Origin of the sequence: Mangrovivirga halotolerans, from assembly GCF_026241165.1 — a bacterium.
Classification (GTDB): domain Bacteria; phylum Bacteroidota; class Bacteroidia; order Cytophagales; family Cyclobacteriaceae; genus Mangrovivirga; species Mangrovivirga halotolerans.
In genome coordinates this window covers 40,060-55,086 of the sequence record NZ_JAPFQN010000013.1, presented here as the reverse complement: position 1 = coordinate 55,086, position 15,027 = coordinate 40,060, and the positions used below count along the sequence as shown (strand labels likewise).

The window sequence follows — 15,027 nt, the reverse complement described above, 5'->3', positions numbered from 1 at the left end:
AAAGATTATTTCTTTTTGTAACGTTTGTTGAATTTCTCAACACGTCCTGCAGTATCCACGAACAATTTCTTACCAGTGTAGAAAGGATGCGAAGCAGATGAAACTTCAACCTTTACCAACGGATATTCGTTACCGTCTTCCCACTTAATTGTATCGTTGGTCTTGATAGTAGATTTGGTCATGAATGAATAATCACTCGATGTGTCCTGAAAAACTACTTCTCTATAGTCCGGATGAATATCTTTTTTCATTATTATATAAGCTTTAAATTACTTTCCTTTTTCAAAATGAGGCACAAAGATAACTACATGAACTTTGTTTACCAAATAAAACAAAGATTTAGTATTATTAAATTTTAATTGTGCTATTATTACTTTTACACACGCAAAAATAACAAATATGAGGCAGGTATTTTTCTTTTCACTGACTTTTCTCTTTTTATCATTATCAATTAAGGCTCAAAGTATAAGATTGGATCGAAGAAACTATCAACACCACCTGATAGATCGGTTTGAAATCAGAACCGGAAAACAATACCCGGGCTTTCATTCAACAATGAAAACTTATCGTAGAGATAAAATCGATACCGCCTATTATGACATGGTTGCTGACTCTACAGAAAAAAGTGATATCGCTGCAAGTCTATTACTTTATAACAACTGGGAATACATTTCAGAAGACGCGCCGGAATCTGATAAACCTCTTTTTAATTTTCTTTATAAAACACCAGGAGATTTCTGGTATGATAAAGGAAAAAAGTATGATCTGCATGTCAACCCGATCCTGCATCTGGCTTACATGAATCAGAACACCGAAACTGATGGCTCATTGTTTATTAATACACGAGGTGTTAAAGTAAGAGGTCGTATTGGTAATAAAGTAGCCTTTTTCACCTCTCTGACAGAAAATCAAGCCCGATACCCATCATATATTAATCGATACATCAACGAAAATATTGTAGTTCCTAATCAGGGATTCTGGAAAGAATTTAAAGATACCGGGGTTGACTTTTTTGAAGCTCGGGGTTATATAAGTTTTGATCTCGTAAAAGATATGATCAATCTTCAATTTGGTCACGACAGGCTTTTTATCGGAAACGGATATCGAAGTATGATTCTTTCAGATTTCTCTGCGCCGATGCTTTTTTTAAAGCTTGAAACTGAAGTGGGAAAAGTTAATTACACTAATATTTTTGCTGAGCTAACAGCAGATATTGAAGGTAATCAAAGCGGGTTAACAGGTAGTGGCAGGTATCCTAAAAAATACCTTGCCCAGCATAGAATCGGTATTGATATAGGCAAATCGTTGAATATCGGATTATTTGAATCTGTTGTGATTTATGAAGATTCTGCTAGTGCCAATATCGAACTGGGTTATTTAAACCCGATTATTTTTTACCGTGCAATCGAACAAAATGAAGGTAGTCAGGATAATGTTTTACTTGGGCTAGACTGGAAATGGAATTTCTTAAACCACTTTTCATTTTATGGCCAATTATCTCTGGATGAATTTGTATTAAGTGAATACACTGATAATAACGGATGGTGGGCAAATAAAAACGCTGTCCAGGTTGGAATGAAATATATTGACGCATTCGGAATACCTTATTTAGATCTACAGGGCGAGTTTAATACGGCAAGACCCTATATGTATTCACACAAAGATAGCTATGGAAGCTTTAGCCATTATGGCCAGCCACTTGCTCACCCAAGAGGGGCAAACTTTACCGAACTAATAGGTATTGCAAGATATAAGATCATTCCTCGATTGGACCTAACTCTCACCGGAATTATTTCTGATTATGGATCAGATGAAGATGGTGGAAACTGGGGAGGTGATATTTTAAAACCAAATATTACCAGGGAACAAAATTATGATAACGAAACAGGCCAGGGAGTAAACAACTCATTGTTTATAGGTGAAGCTCTCTTAACTTATATGCCAAAAAACAACCTTTTTATAGATTTAGGGTATACTATCCGTAACCAGGAAAACGAAATTTTAGGGGAATTCAATGAAAATTGGCTATCCGTTGGTGTGAGATGGAACATTGCAAGACAGAATAACCTGTTTTAGCGAACTAAAAAATGTAACTTGCAGCCCTGAATTGACAAAAATACTGAATGAAGACATTAAAGAGGCTTTTTAAATACGCTAAACCGATTAATTTAATTATTCCGGTTTTTATCGTCAGTACTATACTTTATACTCTTTTTTCCTTATTCAATTTGCTTTCGATAATGCCTATTCTGGAGGTTTTATTCAACCAAATTGATCCTCAAAAGCTCAGTGAATATCAAACTAAACCAATTTGGGGAGAGGTGGGCCTGATCGAATTTTTTAAAGGTCAATTTTATTATAATTTAATACATTATATAAATACAGTGGGGAAACTTCGTGCCCTTCAGTATGTTTGTACTTTATTAATTGCTTCTGTATTTCTTTCAAATCTATTCAGGTACCTATCCCAGGTTTCTCTTGAAAAAGCCAAAGTTAATGTAATCACAAATTTCAGATCGGCTGTTTTTAAAGCTGTCACTAAGCTCCATATCGGTTTTTTTACTAATGAACACAAAGGTGATATCATGTCAAAAATCACCACTGATGTGCAAGAAGTTGAAAACAGCATTGTGAATTCGGTAAAAGTGTTTTTTAAAGAACCAGTCCTCATAATAGCATATTTTATAGCATTATTTGGCATTTCTGTAAAACTCACATTATATAGCCTCATCATTCTTCCTTTATCAGGAATTCTTATTAGCACAATATCTAAGGCACTAAAAAAACAGGCAAAAGGAACCCAATCTACCCTGGGAAGAATATCAAATATCCTGGATGAATCCTTATCAGGCATGAGGGTGGTAAAAGCTTTTAACGCGAATGGATATATCAATAAAAAATTTCAGGGAGAAATTAACAGGTATGCAGGTTTTAGCTGGAATTTCAGCAAAAGATATAACCTGTCAAGTCCAATGTCAGAATTTTTAGGAGTTTCAACAGTAGCCCTGTTGATCTACATTGGTGGTCAACTAATTTTTGAGGATACAGGAGAATTAACTCCTCCCGGATTATTTGGCTTCCTTGCAATTTTCAGCCAGATTCTGACCCCTTTAAAAGCTTTGAGTAATTCAATCACAGGATTGCAGAGAGGGCTGGTATCTGCAGATCGGATCTTTGATTTAATGGATACTGAAAATGAAGTTAAGAATAATCCTGAGGCTATCGAAATAGGTGCTTTTTCCGATCAGATAATATATGATGAAGTGTCTTTTGCCTATGATACCGAAAAGGTCATCGACAATATATCGTTTACTATCAAAAAAGGCCAGACTGTAGCTTTAGTAGGGCCTTCAGGCGGTGGGAAATCTACACTTGCCGATCTCTTACCTAGATTTTATGATCCTACTTACGGTAAAATTACTCTAGATGGCAATGATCTTAGAAATATAGATGTTGAAAGTCTTAGAACCCAAATGGGAATAGTTACCCAGGAATCGATTTTATTCAATGACACGGTATTCAACAACATTGCTTTTGGTATGAGCAACGTCAGTGAGCAAGATGTGATTGCTGCAGCTAGGATCGCTAACGCCCATGAATTCATTGAAAAACTTGATGAAGGATACCAGTCTAACATAGGTGAGCGAGGAACAAAGCTATCAGGTGGACAAAGGCAACGATTAAGCATCGCAAGGGCAATTCTAAAAAACCCTCCTGTTTTAATTCTTGACGAGGCCACTTCAGCTCTGGATGCAGAAAGTGAAAAGCTGGTTCAGGAAGCGCTTACAAACCTGATGAAAAACAGAACTTCTCTAGTCATCGCTCACCGCCTGAGTACGATTAAGCATGCTGATGAGATTCTTGTTATTGAAAGAGGTCAAATTATAGAAAGAGGCAATCATGAATCTTTGCTGGAACAGAAGGGTTTATATGCTAAATTAATTGAGATGCAGAGTCTCCATGAATAATCAAAACTAGTAAAATCTTAAGCTATCGGTGGTAACTTAACCGATATGATAGTATATTGACCACAGAACTGAAGCATTTAATTACGATGAAAAAATTTACTATCGGATTTTTTATTGTTTACCTGCTATTTCATATAGCGGTAATTATAGCTGCTACAATAGCTACAGGTGATAGTTTTTTAAACCTTCTTAAATATGATTACCTGTTCAAACCGGGTGCTTATCTTGGATTGGTTTTGTTCCTGGTTAATATCGTTTTGTTTTTAAAATTCTGGCAGGATCAACATAAAAAGATCTCTAAGCTGGATAAAGAAAAAACAGAATTAAAAGCCAAGATGTTTGATCTGGCTGAAGAATCTAAGCAGGTAAAAAGCCAGGGGAATTCTGATTCAGATACAAAAAATCAATAATCATTATTATAAGTGGTCGAAGATATTAAAAAAGAGCTGGAAGAAGCCTTACATACTTTACAGAAGGTATTATCTAACGAGGACTTACTCAATAAAATTGCTGAAGCCGCTAATCTGATGTCTGACAGCCTGAAAAATGGAGGTAAAATAATCAGTTGTGGTAATGGAGGATCTCATTGCGATGCCATGCACTTTGCAGAGGAGCTATCAGGAAGATATCGGGATAACCGCCCTGCCATGGCAGCAATTGCAATTTCTGATCCCAGTCATATAAGCTGCGTAGGTAATGATTATGGGTTCGAGTTTATTTTTTCACGATTTGTGGAAGGATTAGGTCAAAAAAATGACATCCTTCTGGGAATCTCTACCAGTGGCAATTCCAAAAATGTCATCGAAGCAGCAAAAGCAGCAAAAGTAAAAGGGATGAAGGTGATCATTTTAAGTGGTAATACCGGAGGCAAACTGGCTGAGGAAGCGGATATTGAGATCAGAGTACCTCATCAAGGCTATGCAGATCGAATTCAGGAAATCCACATCAAGATCATTCATATATTGATTCAAAAGATAGAGAAGGTAATGGCTGCCGGGTAAATAGCCCCCAGTAGAATAACTAACATTAAGAAAGCTTGACATTGTCAGGCTTTTTTCTTTTTATAGGTATTCATCCCATAACATCTATCACCATGTGCATTACCAGCTTATGTTATCTACCGGAATTTTTATCTACAACCTCAGGAATGATCATTGAAGCATCCATAATTTTAGGTTTAATTTTCCTCGTTTTGAGATTCCGCTATCTTAAAAATAAAAGATCGAAAAAATACTAGCGATTTTATATACTCCCTTCCGTAACCTTCCTCAGATTTATTTTCTTTATTTAAAAATATCTTGTTAATTAGCATTCAGTAAGGAATTTACTATACAACCAAAACCAATACACATGTTATCAAGATGTTATGGCAGCGCCGTCCACGGCGTGGAAGCCGTTACCATTACGATCGAGGTGAGCGTAATGAAAGGAAATAAATTTTTTATGGTCGGGCTCCCCGACAATGCTGTAAAAGAAAGTGAACAAAGAGTAGAAGCCGCACTTAAATACAATGGCTATTACTTTCCCAGGCAGCGAGTCGTTGTGAACCTGGCACCAGCGGATATTCGAAAGGAAGGCTCTTCCTATGACCTGACTATCGCTATGGGAATGTTGAAATCCTCAGGACAAATAATTGCTGATAAACTGGAAGATTACCTGATAATGGGTGAACTGGCTCTCGATGGTTCCTTGAGACCAATAAAAGGTGCTCTCCCGATTTGCATCCAGGCCAGAAATGAAGGCTTCAAATATTTCATGCTTCCCGAAGCAAATTCTCATGAAGCTTCGATTGTAGAAGGCATCGAAGTATTACCTGTGAAATCTCTCAGGCAGGCTATCGATCACATTGAAGGTTATGAAAAGATAGAACCGATTGAAGTAGACCCAAATGAAGCTTATTTCACAAATAACAATGAATATGGCGTAGACTTTTCAGATGTTCAGGGTCAGGAAAACATAAAGCGAGGAATGGAAATCGCTGCTGCCGGTGGACATAATGTTCTCATGGTAGGCCCTCCGGGATCAGGTAAAACCATGCTGGCCAAAAGATTACCATCTATTCTACCTCCAATGACCATGAGTGAAGCACTCGAGACAACAAAAATTCATTCTGTTGCCGGAAAGCTTGGAGAAAAAACTTCATTGCTCAATAGCCGTCCGTTCAGGTCCCCCCATCATACTATTAGTGACGTAGCTTTGGTCGGTGGTGGTGGTCATCCCCAACCGGGTGAGATTTCTTTGGCTCATAATGGTGTTTTGTTCCTCGATGAACTTCCGGAGTTCAAAAGAACTGTTTTGGAAGTCATGAGGCAGCCATTGGAAGAAAGAACGGTAACTATTTCCAGGGCCAGGGCTACGGTAGATTTTCCGGCTAACTTTATGCTTATAGCCTCGATGAACCCAAGCCCGTCGGGTGACTTTTACAATCCTGAAGAAGAGCACCCGGACTCTGAAATGGCAGTTCAACGATATCTAAACAAAGTCAGCGGACCTCTTCTTGACAGGATTGATCTTCATATCGAAGTTACTCCTGTATCGTTTGACGAAATGACCGCCCAGCGTAAAGCAGAAAGCAGTCAATCAATTCGCGAGAGAGTCCTCCTGGCCAGGCATATTCAATTGGACAGGTTTAAAGATATGGAAGGCATCCATAATAATGCGATGATGCCATCACAACTAATCAAAAAAATGTGTCGTGTAGATGAAACCGGAAAAGAATTATTAAAATCTGCAATGGAAAGATTAGGCCTTTCTGCCAGGGCATATGACAGAATATTAAAAGTAGCCAGAACTATCGCTGATCTTGATCAAAGTGAAACCATTAAACCAGCCCATTTAGCAGAGGCAATTCAGTATCGATCGCTGGATAGGATGATGGGAATTGGAGTATAGTAAATATATAATAACATAAAAAAACCGGCCAATGGCCGGTTTAAAAATATCTTAATAAATTATCTTATAGAATCACACTTAATCCTGTTCGAATTGCAAATTCTCCCTGATCAAAATAATAGTCACCAATAAAATCCCATTTCAGATTTCCACTAATAGGGTGTGCATAACCAAAACCAAGGTTCGCATCTGAATTATCACCGATCAACCCTCTGAATCTTATATAGACAGGTTGAACAGGATAAAACCTCATCCCCAATGCTAAACGTGTAGTATTTCTCCAGATCTCAACACCTCCTGAAACAGAAAAATTGTCTCTGATAAAATAATCAGCTTCCAATCCTATCTGGGCTTTTTCAAATAATCCATAATTATCTGTTTTATAGATATCAAGCCCTCCATGCAGCATCCATGAACCAGTATTTTGAGCATTAGATGAAGATAAACCTAAATATAAAAATAACCCAAAAAATAAAATTCTTTTCATGACTGTTTTGATTTAATCCAATTGCAAAATATATTTTACTCTCAACATTTCACATTTCTTGTAAGGGTTTTCTGAATATTTATTGTGAAATAATTTTTAATAGGATTCATCTAAATTCATTTTGAATTATTTATAGAAAAAAGTGCTCCAAGTACTTAATAAAAAGAGCCATCCTCAATTAAAAGTATTATATTATTACTGATCGAATTCCGGATCATTGAATTTATAACCCAAATGATAGTCAATGAAAATACTTGTTACTGGAGCTTATCATAAAGATCATGAAAAAACAAAAAACCTGATAAAGGGACTAAAACTACTGGGCATCAAAGTTATAGAACTACCATACAGATCTTTAAAGGTAGAGCTTGCTAAAAAGATTGCCTTGCTATCACACAATGTTGACGCTGTTTTCCTGCCAGGATTTACTCATTCAAATGTAAAGCAGATAAAAAAAATAAGTTTTGCCCCGGTGTTATTTGATCCGGAAATCTCAAATTTTCTGACAAAGGTTTATGATGAAAAACAAGTAATTCCTTATACTCCCAGGGCAGCAAAACATTATTATAAAGATTACAGGGCTTTTAAATATGCTGACCTGGTATTTACTGAAACAAAGCAATATAAAAGATATTTCATGCAAAAAATGGGAGTCAAAGCAAGAAAGATCTCTGTAGTCCCATTTGGAATAGACACTTCAATCTATCATCCACTGAAGGATTTATTACCTGATGAGTTTTTCAGGGTATTTACCCTTATAGAAAATGTCCCTCTGGACAGCATTTTGTTAATTCTAGATGTTGCTGCCAGTCTGAAAGGTCAAAATATCAGATTTGACCTTACCGGAATTAATAGTGAGCAAACTAAAATCATTAAATACATGACTGATAATGAAATCAGAAATGTTAACCTGATTAATTATGAGGATGAAAAGGAACTTAACTTGCTGATCAACTATTCTTCTGTTTGTCTGGGCATATTCGGTAATTCTAAAAAATCCAATCTGGGTATTCCAAAAGACCTTTATAAATATGCTGCATGCCGAAAGCCAATAATTTCTAAAAATTCATTAGCATTAAAAGAGGTATTTACACCTGGCAGGGATATACTTGCAGTAGAAAATTCAGCTGAAAGAATTGCTTCAATGATCCTTGAATTAAAAAACGATCCCGAAATGGGGCAAATGGTCGGACATATGGCTAAGAAAAAAATTGAACGTGATCATCATTTCAGGCATTCGGCAGCAATGTTGCTTAAAGCAATGAAAAAATTAAAAATAAAATAATATGAAAGTTTCGGGTTTTACCTTCATAAAAAATGCTATAAAATTTGATTATCCCATCGAAGAAGCAATAAAATCTATCCTTCCTTTATGTGATGAGGTTGTCGTAGCAGTAGGCGATTCAGAAGATGAAACCAGGAAACTTATTGAAAATATAGACCCTAAAATAAAGATCATAGATACCGTATGGGATCAATCTCTGGCAGCAGGAGGTAAAGTACTGGCAGCGGAAACAAATAAAGCATTCAAACATATATCAAAAGATAGCGACTGGTGTTTTTATATTCAGGGTGATGAAGTAATGCATGAAAAATATATTCCTGAAGTCCAAAAGGCAATGCAGAAATGGAAAGATAATCCCAAAGTAGATGGTTTGTTATTTAATTATCTTCATTTTTATGCTTCTTATGACTATATAGGCACTTCTTCTAATTGGTATCGCAGGGAAATCAGGATTATTAAAAACGACCCTTCAATTTATTCTTTTAAAGATGCCCAGGGCTTTCGAAAAAATGACAATGAAAAACTGAATGTCAAACTGGTCGATGCGTATATCTATCACTATGGCTGGGTTAAAGAGCCCAAAAAAATGCTTGCAAAAAGAGAAAACTTTGTCAAGCTCTACAGGGGGGAGGAAGCCAAAGAGCAGCATGTTACCGATGAAGGATATGATTATTCAAGAATTGATGCACTTGATCGCTTTATAGGATCACATCCCAAAGTCATGCAAAATAGGATTAACCAAAAGAACTGGAAGTTTGAACACGATCTTTCATATAGCCGGTTATCTTTCAAAGAAAAGTTTAAGCAATTCATAAGAAAAACAACCGGCTATCATATTTGGGAATATCGAAATTATAACCTTCTTAACTAATCATTCTTCTGACTGAGCACTTACTGACTCTCGATATTGTGGTATCATACGCTTATTGGTTAGTTGTTCAAAAGCGTAAGCCAAACCGATAAGTTTCTTCTCTGACCAGGCTCGACCTACAAAAGAAATTCCAACAGGCATGCCATGAATATCTCCGGAAGGAACTGTAATATTTGGATACCCTGACATCGCTGCAGCTCCTGATGAGCCTGCATACCCATGATCTCCAAGAAGAAGATCGATGGTCCAGGCCGGAGCATTGGTCGGCATTACTATCGCATCCAGATCATGCTCTTCCATATATTTATCTATGCCTTTTTTCTGAGTGTTTGTCCGGATCTTAACCAGTGCATCTAAATATTCCTGATCATTTAACGACCCTTTTTTCTCTGCCATTTCAAAGATCTCCTGGCCAAACCACTTTAATTCAGATGATTCGTTCTTTTTATTGTATTCAATCAGTTCAGCAAGTGATTTATACGGGGCATCATAGGTTTTCAAATATCTATTCAATCCATCTTTAAATTCATAAAGCAAAACCGTCATTTCCGCATCATCAATATCATCACCCAGGATATTGTCGATCTCTATTATTTGTGCTCCAGCCTCCTGTATGGCCAGGATTGACTTTTCCATGGCAGCATCCACTTCTTTATGTTTACCCATATAATTTTTAGCCACTCCTAATCGAGCATCTTTTAATGAAAGTTCATCAAGGGCATCATCAAAATTCATATCAATAGCCATTTCCTGAGTTGCTGGATCATTAGGGTCTTTACCCATACAGGCTGCCAGTAATGCTACTGCATCAGAAACTGTTCTGGCAATTGGTCCTGCTGTATCCTGAGTATGAGAAATTGGAATAATCCCCTCCCTACTCCATAATCCAACAGTTGGCTTGATTCCAACTACCCCATTTATACCCGAAGGGCATATTATGGAACCATTGGTCTCTGTACCAATAGCTACTGCACACATATTTGCTGCAACTGCAACTCCGCTACCACTGCTTGAACCACATGGAGAACGATCCAGGGAATAAGGATTTTTACACTGTCCGCCTACTCCACTCCATCCTGAGGAAGACCTTACAGATCTGAAGTTGGCCCATTCACTCAAGTTTGCTTTACCAAGAATAACGGCACCGGCCTCCTCGAGCTTATTAATAATAAAAGCATTTCCGGGGGTATGATTACTCAAAGCCAATGATCCCGCGGTCGTAGGCATTCCTGCGGTATTAATATTATCTTTGATCAAAACCGGGATGCCATGCATAGGGCCTTTTGTTTTGCCCGCAACTCTTTCTGCATCTCTTTGCCTGGCCTGATCTTCAGCTTTTGGATTAACAGCTATAACCGCTTTTAAATCTGGGCCCGTATGGTTTAACTCTTCAATGCGCTTCAAATATGCTTTTGTTAGCTTATAAGAAGTTAAATCACCACTTTCCATCGACCGCCGCATACGGGCGATATCCCATTCGAGAAATTCAAAATTATTATATTTATTCTTAGAGGTATTAGGTTTTTGGATATCAGAGGCTAAAATGTTGCTACCTGGAAGTATGCTTAAAGCTCCGGCAACAACTGATCCTGAGAGGCTATTCTTTAAAAAATTACGTCTTTTCATGATTAGAATTTCGATTTTCTTTAAAATAGTTAGAAAATCGAACTCAACCAACATTATTTCTTTTCAGCAAGTAATTTTTCAAGCTCCATCATTTCATCCCGGAGTCGTGCTGCCTCCATAAAATCCAGATCTTTAGCAGCTTTTTCCATCTTTTTCATAGTTGCATTCTTTTGCTTTTCAAGTTGTTCCTTATTCATATACTGAACAACAGGATCTGCTGCTACTGATGTCTCCTCTGGGCCAGAATAATATTTTTTAGTGCCTTTTTTAGCGTCAGCAACTTTAGTAGAACTTAAAACTTGTTCCCGTTCTCGTCCGACAGTTTGTGGTGTAATGCCATGTTTTTCATTATACTCTTGCTGAACACTTCTTCTTCTATCGGTTTCATCAATTGCCAACTGCATGCTCGCAGTAATCTTATCAGCATACATTATCACCTTTCCATTGACATTTCTAGCTGCCCGGCCAATTGTCTGAACAAGACTACGCTGATTTCTAAGAAATCCTTCTTTATCAGCATCCAGTATGGCCACAAGTGAAACCTCAGGAAGGTCAAGTCCTTCTCGCAACAGGTTTACCCCTACCAGCACATCAAAAATGCCCAAACGTAATTCTCTTAAAATTTCAACGCGATCAAGTGGCTTCACCTCTGAATGAATATAGCGGCATTTAATATTTGCCCTTTCCAAAAATAAAGTCAGTTCTTCGGCCATTCTTTTTGTTAAGGTCGTGACCAATATCCGGTCTTTCATCCGGATGCGGTCGATGATCTCATGTAAAAGATCATCAATCTGGTCACCACTTGGTCTGACATCAATTTTCGGATCAAGAAGCCCAGTAGGTCTAATCAACTGTTCAACTATAACTCCTTCAGATTTTTGCAATTCATAATCTCCAGGAGTAGCGCTGACATAAAGAACCTGGTTGATCATCGTTTCGAATTCATTAAAATCTAAAGGCCTGTTATCCATTGCTGAAGGCAAACGGAATCCATGCTCTACCAGATTAACTTTTCGGGATCGGTCACCTCCCCACATCGCTCTTACCTGGGGGATGGTAACATGACTTTCGTCAATGACCATCATGTAATCATCAGGAAAATAATCTAAAAGACAGAAAGGTCTGCTTCCCGGCTTTCTTCTGTCAAAATATCTCGAATAGTTTTCAATTCCTGAACAATATCCGAGCTCCCTGATCATCTCTAGGTCAAACTCCGTTCTTTCTTTTAATCTTTTGGCTTCCAGGAAGCGGCCTTCACGTTCAAAGTAATTGACTTGCTTGACCATGTCATCCTGAATCTCATTAATAGCCTGCTGAAGTACATCTTTCCCGGTCACAAATAGGTTGGCAGGAAAGATGGTGATCCGGTTTTCTGAGGCAATCTTTTTCCCTGTTTCGGGATCGACACGATGTATTTCTTCAATTTCATCTCCCCAGAATATTATCCTGTATGCAAAATCAGCATAGGCCACAAAAATGTCTACTGTATCTCCTTTTACTCTAAATTTGCCGTGGGTAAACTCAGTCTCAGAACGGGCATATAAAATATCGACTAGTGCATATAGAAACTGGCTTCTTGGAATCCTGTCTCCTACCGATATTTTGATGACATTTTTTCCAAATTCATCCGGATTACCAATACCATAAATACAACTCACGGATGCCACAACAATAACATCCCTTCGACCGGATAATAAAGCCGATGTAGCACTCAGCCTTAGCTTTTCAATTTCATCGTTTATCGATAGGTCTTTTTCTATATAAACGTTCGTGCCAGGATTGAAAGCTTCGGGTTGGTAATAATCATAATAGGATATAAAGTACTCAACTGCATTATCTGGAAAAAACTGCTTTAGTTCACCATATAGCTGTGCTGCCAGGGTTTTATTATGTGATAATACAAGTGTCGGTTTATCTACATTCTGAATAACATTGGCTACTGTAAAAGTTTTACCCGATCCGGTAACACCTAATAACACCTGTGCAGGTTCATTATTATTAATACCCTCGGTGAGTTCTTTAATAGCTTTTGGCTGGTCACCTGTGGGCTCATATTGAGATTGTAGCTTAAATGACATGAAAATTATTTCTTACTGGCGTCAAATAACTTTTGTTTTTCTTCTTTGGAAAGAGAACTATACCCTTTTTCAGATATTTTATCCAAAATTCTGTCTATTTCTTCCTGGGATGCTTTCCCTGAGGATGTTGAAGCTGAAGAAGTTTGCTTATTCCCGGAAGATTTGGATCCCGATTTCTTATATGTGACTTTGATTTTTGGTTTCGGTTTAAATAAGCCCCTGAAAAATGAAATTATAGCATATACCCATCTCCCCAGATCAGTGCCTTTTTGTAATTGGCTCACATATAACCATCCCATAAATGCACCTCCAAGGTGAGCCACGTTTCCTCCAGCATTATCTCCTACCGACCCAATAAATGATACCACCACAAAAAAAGCAGCGATATATTTAATTCGTACGGGGCCTAAAAAGAGTAGGTGAAATGTATAATTAGGTAAAAGAGTTGCTGCTCCAACCATGATGGCATTTACTGCAGCAGATGCTCCTATCATTCCCAGAATTGGAGTTCTTTCAATGTAGAAAGGGACAAAATTATATGCGAGTAGATATAGTACCGCGCCAAATATCGCTCCATTTACATAAATACTGATAACTCTGTCACTTCCCAGGTACTCTGTTATCAATCTTCCAAACCAATATAGAAAAAGCATATTAAACAGAATATGGAAGATATCACTGAGGTTATGAGCAAAAGCGTAAGTTATTATTGTCCACGGACGAGTAATAAATTCCGAAAATGATCCCGGGATATAAAAAAGCTCAACGAGAAATGTATTACCAAATTCTCCAAATCCTGATAAATTAGTGATAACCGTCACCACTGCCATAGCCAAAAAAACGATGACATTGATGAATATCAACTGCATCACGGCATTATTAGGCCGATTCCAGGCATTTTTAAAATCGTCTACAAATGAATTCAACATTTATCTTAAAATCTTATTAACTATATTTTTATACGTATCGATTCCAGTATTTGATCATAATAAAACCAAATAGCATACCTCCTAAGTGAGCAAAATGAGCAACATTGTCATTTGGAGCCGCTTGGAATACTGAATATAACTCATATGCCCCATAAAACATGACAAAATACTTTGCCTTTATCGGTATAGGTGGAAATAACAACATTAAAACCACATTCGGGAAAAGCATCCCAAAAGCAAGTAAAATACCAAAAATAGCTCCGGAAGCTCCGACAGTAGGTATGTCAGCATACCTTTCATAAACAATTCTGGCGACGTTTATAGCAGTTTGTCTTAATTGTAGATTATCTGGGTTTTCCGACCATTCATTTTTTAGGTCAAAAATATTTACCCGATCTATTTTTCTACCATAACCATTCCCCATATCCTGAACATAATAATCCAGGGTCACATTTTCCTGAACAAAATAATCAAAGTTTTCGGGGGTTGGCTGACTGATGAAATCATTATAACCTTCTTCGATGGGTCTTACCTCTGCATACATAACAGCTGTTTGTATTAAACCGGCACCAAGACCACATACCATGTAGTAGATCAAAAAGTTTTTCGCGCCCCAGGTTCTCTCAAGATTTGGCCCGAAAATGAAAAGAGCAAGCATATTTCCGAAGAGGTGCCAAAGATAAAAACCTCCTCTAGGGTCTGCATACGCATGAGTAAACATGTACGTCACAAATTGAAAAGGCTCAAAATACTCAGACCTGACATAGTAAAGCCCTAAAAAATTATTTATATCAGCTCCAAAATATGAATTGATTACATTAGCCAATATAAAGATCAATATATTGATCAGTAAAAGGTTCTTAACAACTGGTGTTAATCGTCCAAACATAT

Annotated in this window: 13 protein-coding genes; 7 read left to right on the top strand and 6 right to left on the bottom strand. The window is 37.4% G+C overall.

Features of this window, described 5'->3' with window-relative positions; translation table 11 throughout:
- Window positions 1-5: 5 nt before the first annotated feature.
- Window positions 6-251 (bottom strand): type B 50S ribosomal protein L31, encoded by a 246-nt coding sequence (locus OO013_RS19200; RefSeq protein ID WP_137089775.1) that lies wholly within the window; start codon window positions 249-251, stop codon window positions 6-8.
- A gap of 148 nt (window positions 252-399) precedes the next feature.
- On the opposite strand from OO013_RS19200, the gene OO013_RS19195 reads away from it, so the two are divergent.
- The 5 genes from OO013_RS19195 to OO013_RS19175 all read left to right on the top strand — a co-directional run bounded on the left by OO013_RS19195 (window position 400) and on the right by OO013_RS19175 (window position 6,860).
- Complete coding sequence (locus OO013_RS19195; RefSeq protein ID WP_266058675.1) at window positions 400-2,076, top strand: hypothetical protein; 1,677 nt, start codon at window positions 400-402, stop codon at window positions 2,074-2,076.
- Window positions 2,077-2,123: 47 nt separating this feature from the next.
- On the top strand, window positions 2,124-3,968 hold the full coding sequence (locus OO013_RS19190; protein ID WP_266058673.1) for an ABC transporter ATP-binding protein: 1,845 nt from the start codon (window positions 2,124-2,126) through the stop codon (window positions 3,966-3,968).
- Between the two features lie 86 nt (window positions 3,969-4,054).
- Window positions 4,055-4,378 (top strand): hypothetical protein, encoded by a 324-nt coding sequence (locus OO013_RS19185; protein ID WP_266058671.1) that lies wholly within the window; start codon window positions 4,055-4,057, stop codon window positions 4,376-4,378.
- A 12-nt stretch (window positions 4,379-4,390) separates the two neighbouring features.
- Complete coding sequence (lpcA, locus tag OO013_RS19180; RefSeq protein ID WP_266058668.1) at window positions 4,391-4,969, top strand: D-sedoheptulose 7-phosphate isomerase; 579 nt, start codon at window positions 4,391-4,393, stop codon at window positions 4,967-4,969.
- A gap of 349 nt (window positions 4,970-5,318) precedes the next feature.
- A complete protein-coding gene (locus OO013_RS19175) occupies window positions 5,319-6,860 on the top strand; it encodes a YifB family Mg chelatase-like AAA ATPase (RefSeq protein WP_266058666.1) in 1,542 nt (513 codons plus the stop codon).
- Window positions 6,861-6,924: 64 nt separating this feature from the next.
- Here the strand turns inward: OO013_RS19175 and OO013_RS19170 are convergent, their stop codons facing one another.
- Complete coding sequence (locus tag OO013_RS19170) at window positions 6,925-7,347, bottom strand: hypothetical protein (RefSeq protein ID WP_266058664.1); 423 nt, start codon at window positions 7,345-7,347, stop codon at window positions 6,925-6,927.
- A 244-nt stretch (window positions 7,348-7,591) separates the two neighbouring features.
- Between OO013_RS19170 and OO013_RS19165 the strand changes: the two genes are divergently transcribed.
- Both OO013_RS19165 and OO013_RS19160 read left to right on the top strand, forming a co-directional pair.
- Window positions 7,592-8,632 (top strand): glycosyltransferase family protein, encoded by a 1,041-nt coding sequence (locus tag OO013_RS19165; RefSeq protein WP_266058662.1) that lies wholly within the window; start codon window positions 7,592-7,594, stop codon window positions 8,630-8,632.
- Between the two features lies 1 nt (window position 8,633).
- Window positions 8,634-9,503 (top strand): glycosyltransferase, encoded by an 870-nt coding sequence (locus tag OO013_RS19160; protein ID WP_266058660.1) that lies wholly within the window; start codon window positions 8,634-8,636, stop codon window positions 9,501-9,503.
- Here the strand turns inward: OO013_RS19160 and OO013_RS19155 are convergent, their stop codons facing one another.
- The 4 genes from OO013_RS19155 to OO013_RS19140 are packed head-to-tail and all read right to left on the bottom strand — an operon-like array spanning window position 9,504 to window position 15,025.
- Entirely contained in the window at window positions 9,504-11,129 is a 1,626-nt protein-coding gene (locus OO013_RS19155) for an amidase (RefSeq protein WP_266058657.1), read from the bottom strand.
- Window positions 11,130-11,182: 53 nt separating this feature from the next.
- Window positions 11,183-13,207: an excinuclease ABC subunit UvrB gene (gene uvrB, locus OO013_RS19150; RefSeq protein WP_305067257.1), complete on the bottom strand. Its 2,025-nt coding sequence runs from the start codon at window positions 13,205-13,207 to the stop codon at window positions 11,183-11,185.
- Window positions 13,208-13,212: 5 nt separating this feature from the next.
- On the bottom strand, window positions 13,213-14,136 hold the full coding sequence (locus tag OO013_RS19145) for a rhomboid family intramembrane serine protease (protein WP_369414906.1): 924 nt from the start codon (window positions 14,134-14,136) through the stop codon (window positions 13,213-13,215).
- 28 nt (window positions 14,137-14,164) lie between these two features.
- Window positions 14,165-15,025, bottom strand: coding sequence for a rhomboid family intramembrane serine protease (locus OO013_RS19140; protein ID WP_266058655.1), 861 nt, complete (start codon window positions 15,023-15,025; stop codon window positions 14,165-14,167).
- Between the last annotated feature and the right edge of the window lie 2 nt (window positions 15,026-15,027).

Excerpts from the sequence above, each read along its gene's own strand:
- OO013_RS19195 (WP_266058675.1), top strand. The coding sequence starts at position 400 with ATGAGGCAGGTATTTTTCTTTTCACTGACTTTTCTCTTTTTATCATTA.
- OO013_RS19185 (WP_266058671.1), top strand. The coding sequence starts at position 4,055 with ATGAAAAAATTTACTATCGGATTTTTTATTGTTTACCTGCTATTTCAT.
- OO013_RS19155 (WP_266058657.1), bottom strand. The coding sequence starts at position 11,129 with ATGAAAAGACGTAATTTTTTAAAGAATAGCCTCTCAGGATCAGTTGTT.
- OO013_RS19165 (WP_266058662.1), top strand. The coding sequence starts at position 7,592 with ATGAAAATACTTGTTACTGGAGCTTATCATAAAGATCATGAAAAAACA.
- OO013_RS19190 (WP_266058673.1), top strand. The coding sequence starts at position 2,124 with ATGAAGACATTAAAGAGGCTTTTTAAATACGCTAAACCGATTAATTTA.
- uvrB (WP_305067257.1), bottom strand. The coding sequence starts at position 13,207 with ATGTCATTTAAGCTACAATCTCAATATGAGCCCACAGGTGACCAGCCA.
- OO013_RS19175 (WP_266058666.1), top strand. The coding sequence starts at position 5,319 with ATGTTATCAAGATGTTATGGCAGCGCCGTCCACGGCGTGGAAGCCGTT.
- OO013_RS19160 (WP_266058660.1), top strand. The coding sequence starts at position 8,634 with ATGAAAGTTTCGGGTTTTACCTTCATAAAAAATGCTATAAAATTTGAT.
- OO013_RS19170 (WP_266058664.1), bottom strand. The coding sequence starts at position 7,347 with ATGAAAAGAATTTTATTTTTTGGGTTATTTTTATATTTAGGTTTATCT.
- OO013_RS19145 (WP_369414906.1), bottom strand. The coding sequence starts at position 14,136 with ATGTTGAATTCATTTGTAGACGATTTTAAAAATGCCTGGAATCGGCCT.
- OO013_RS19140 (WP_266058655.1), bottom strand. The coding sequence starts at position 15,025 with ATGTTTGGACGATTAACACCAGTTGTTAAGAACCTTTTACTGATCAAT.
- OO013_RS19200 (WP_137089775.1), bottom strand. The coding sequence starts at position 251 with ATGAAAAAAGATATTCATCCGGACTATAGAGAAGTAGTTTTTCAGGAC.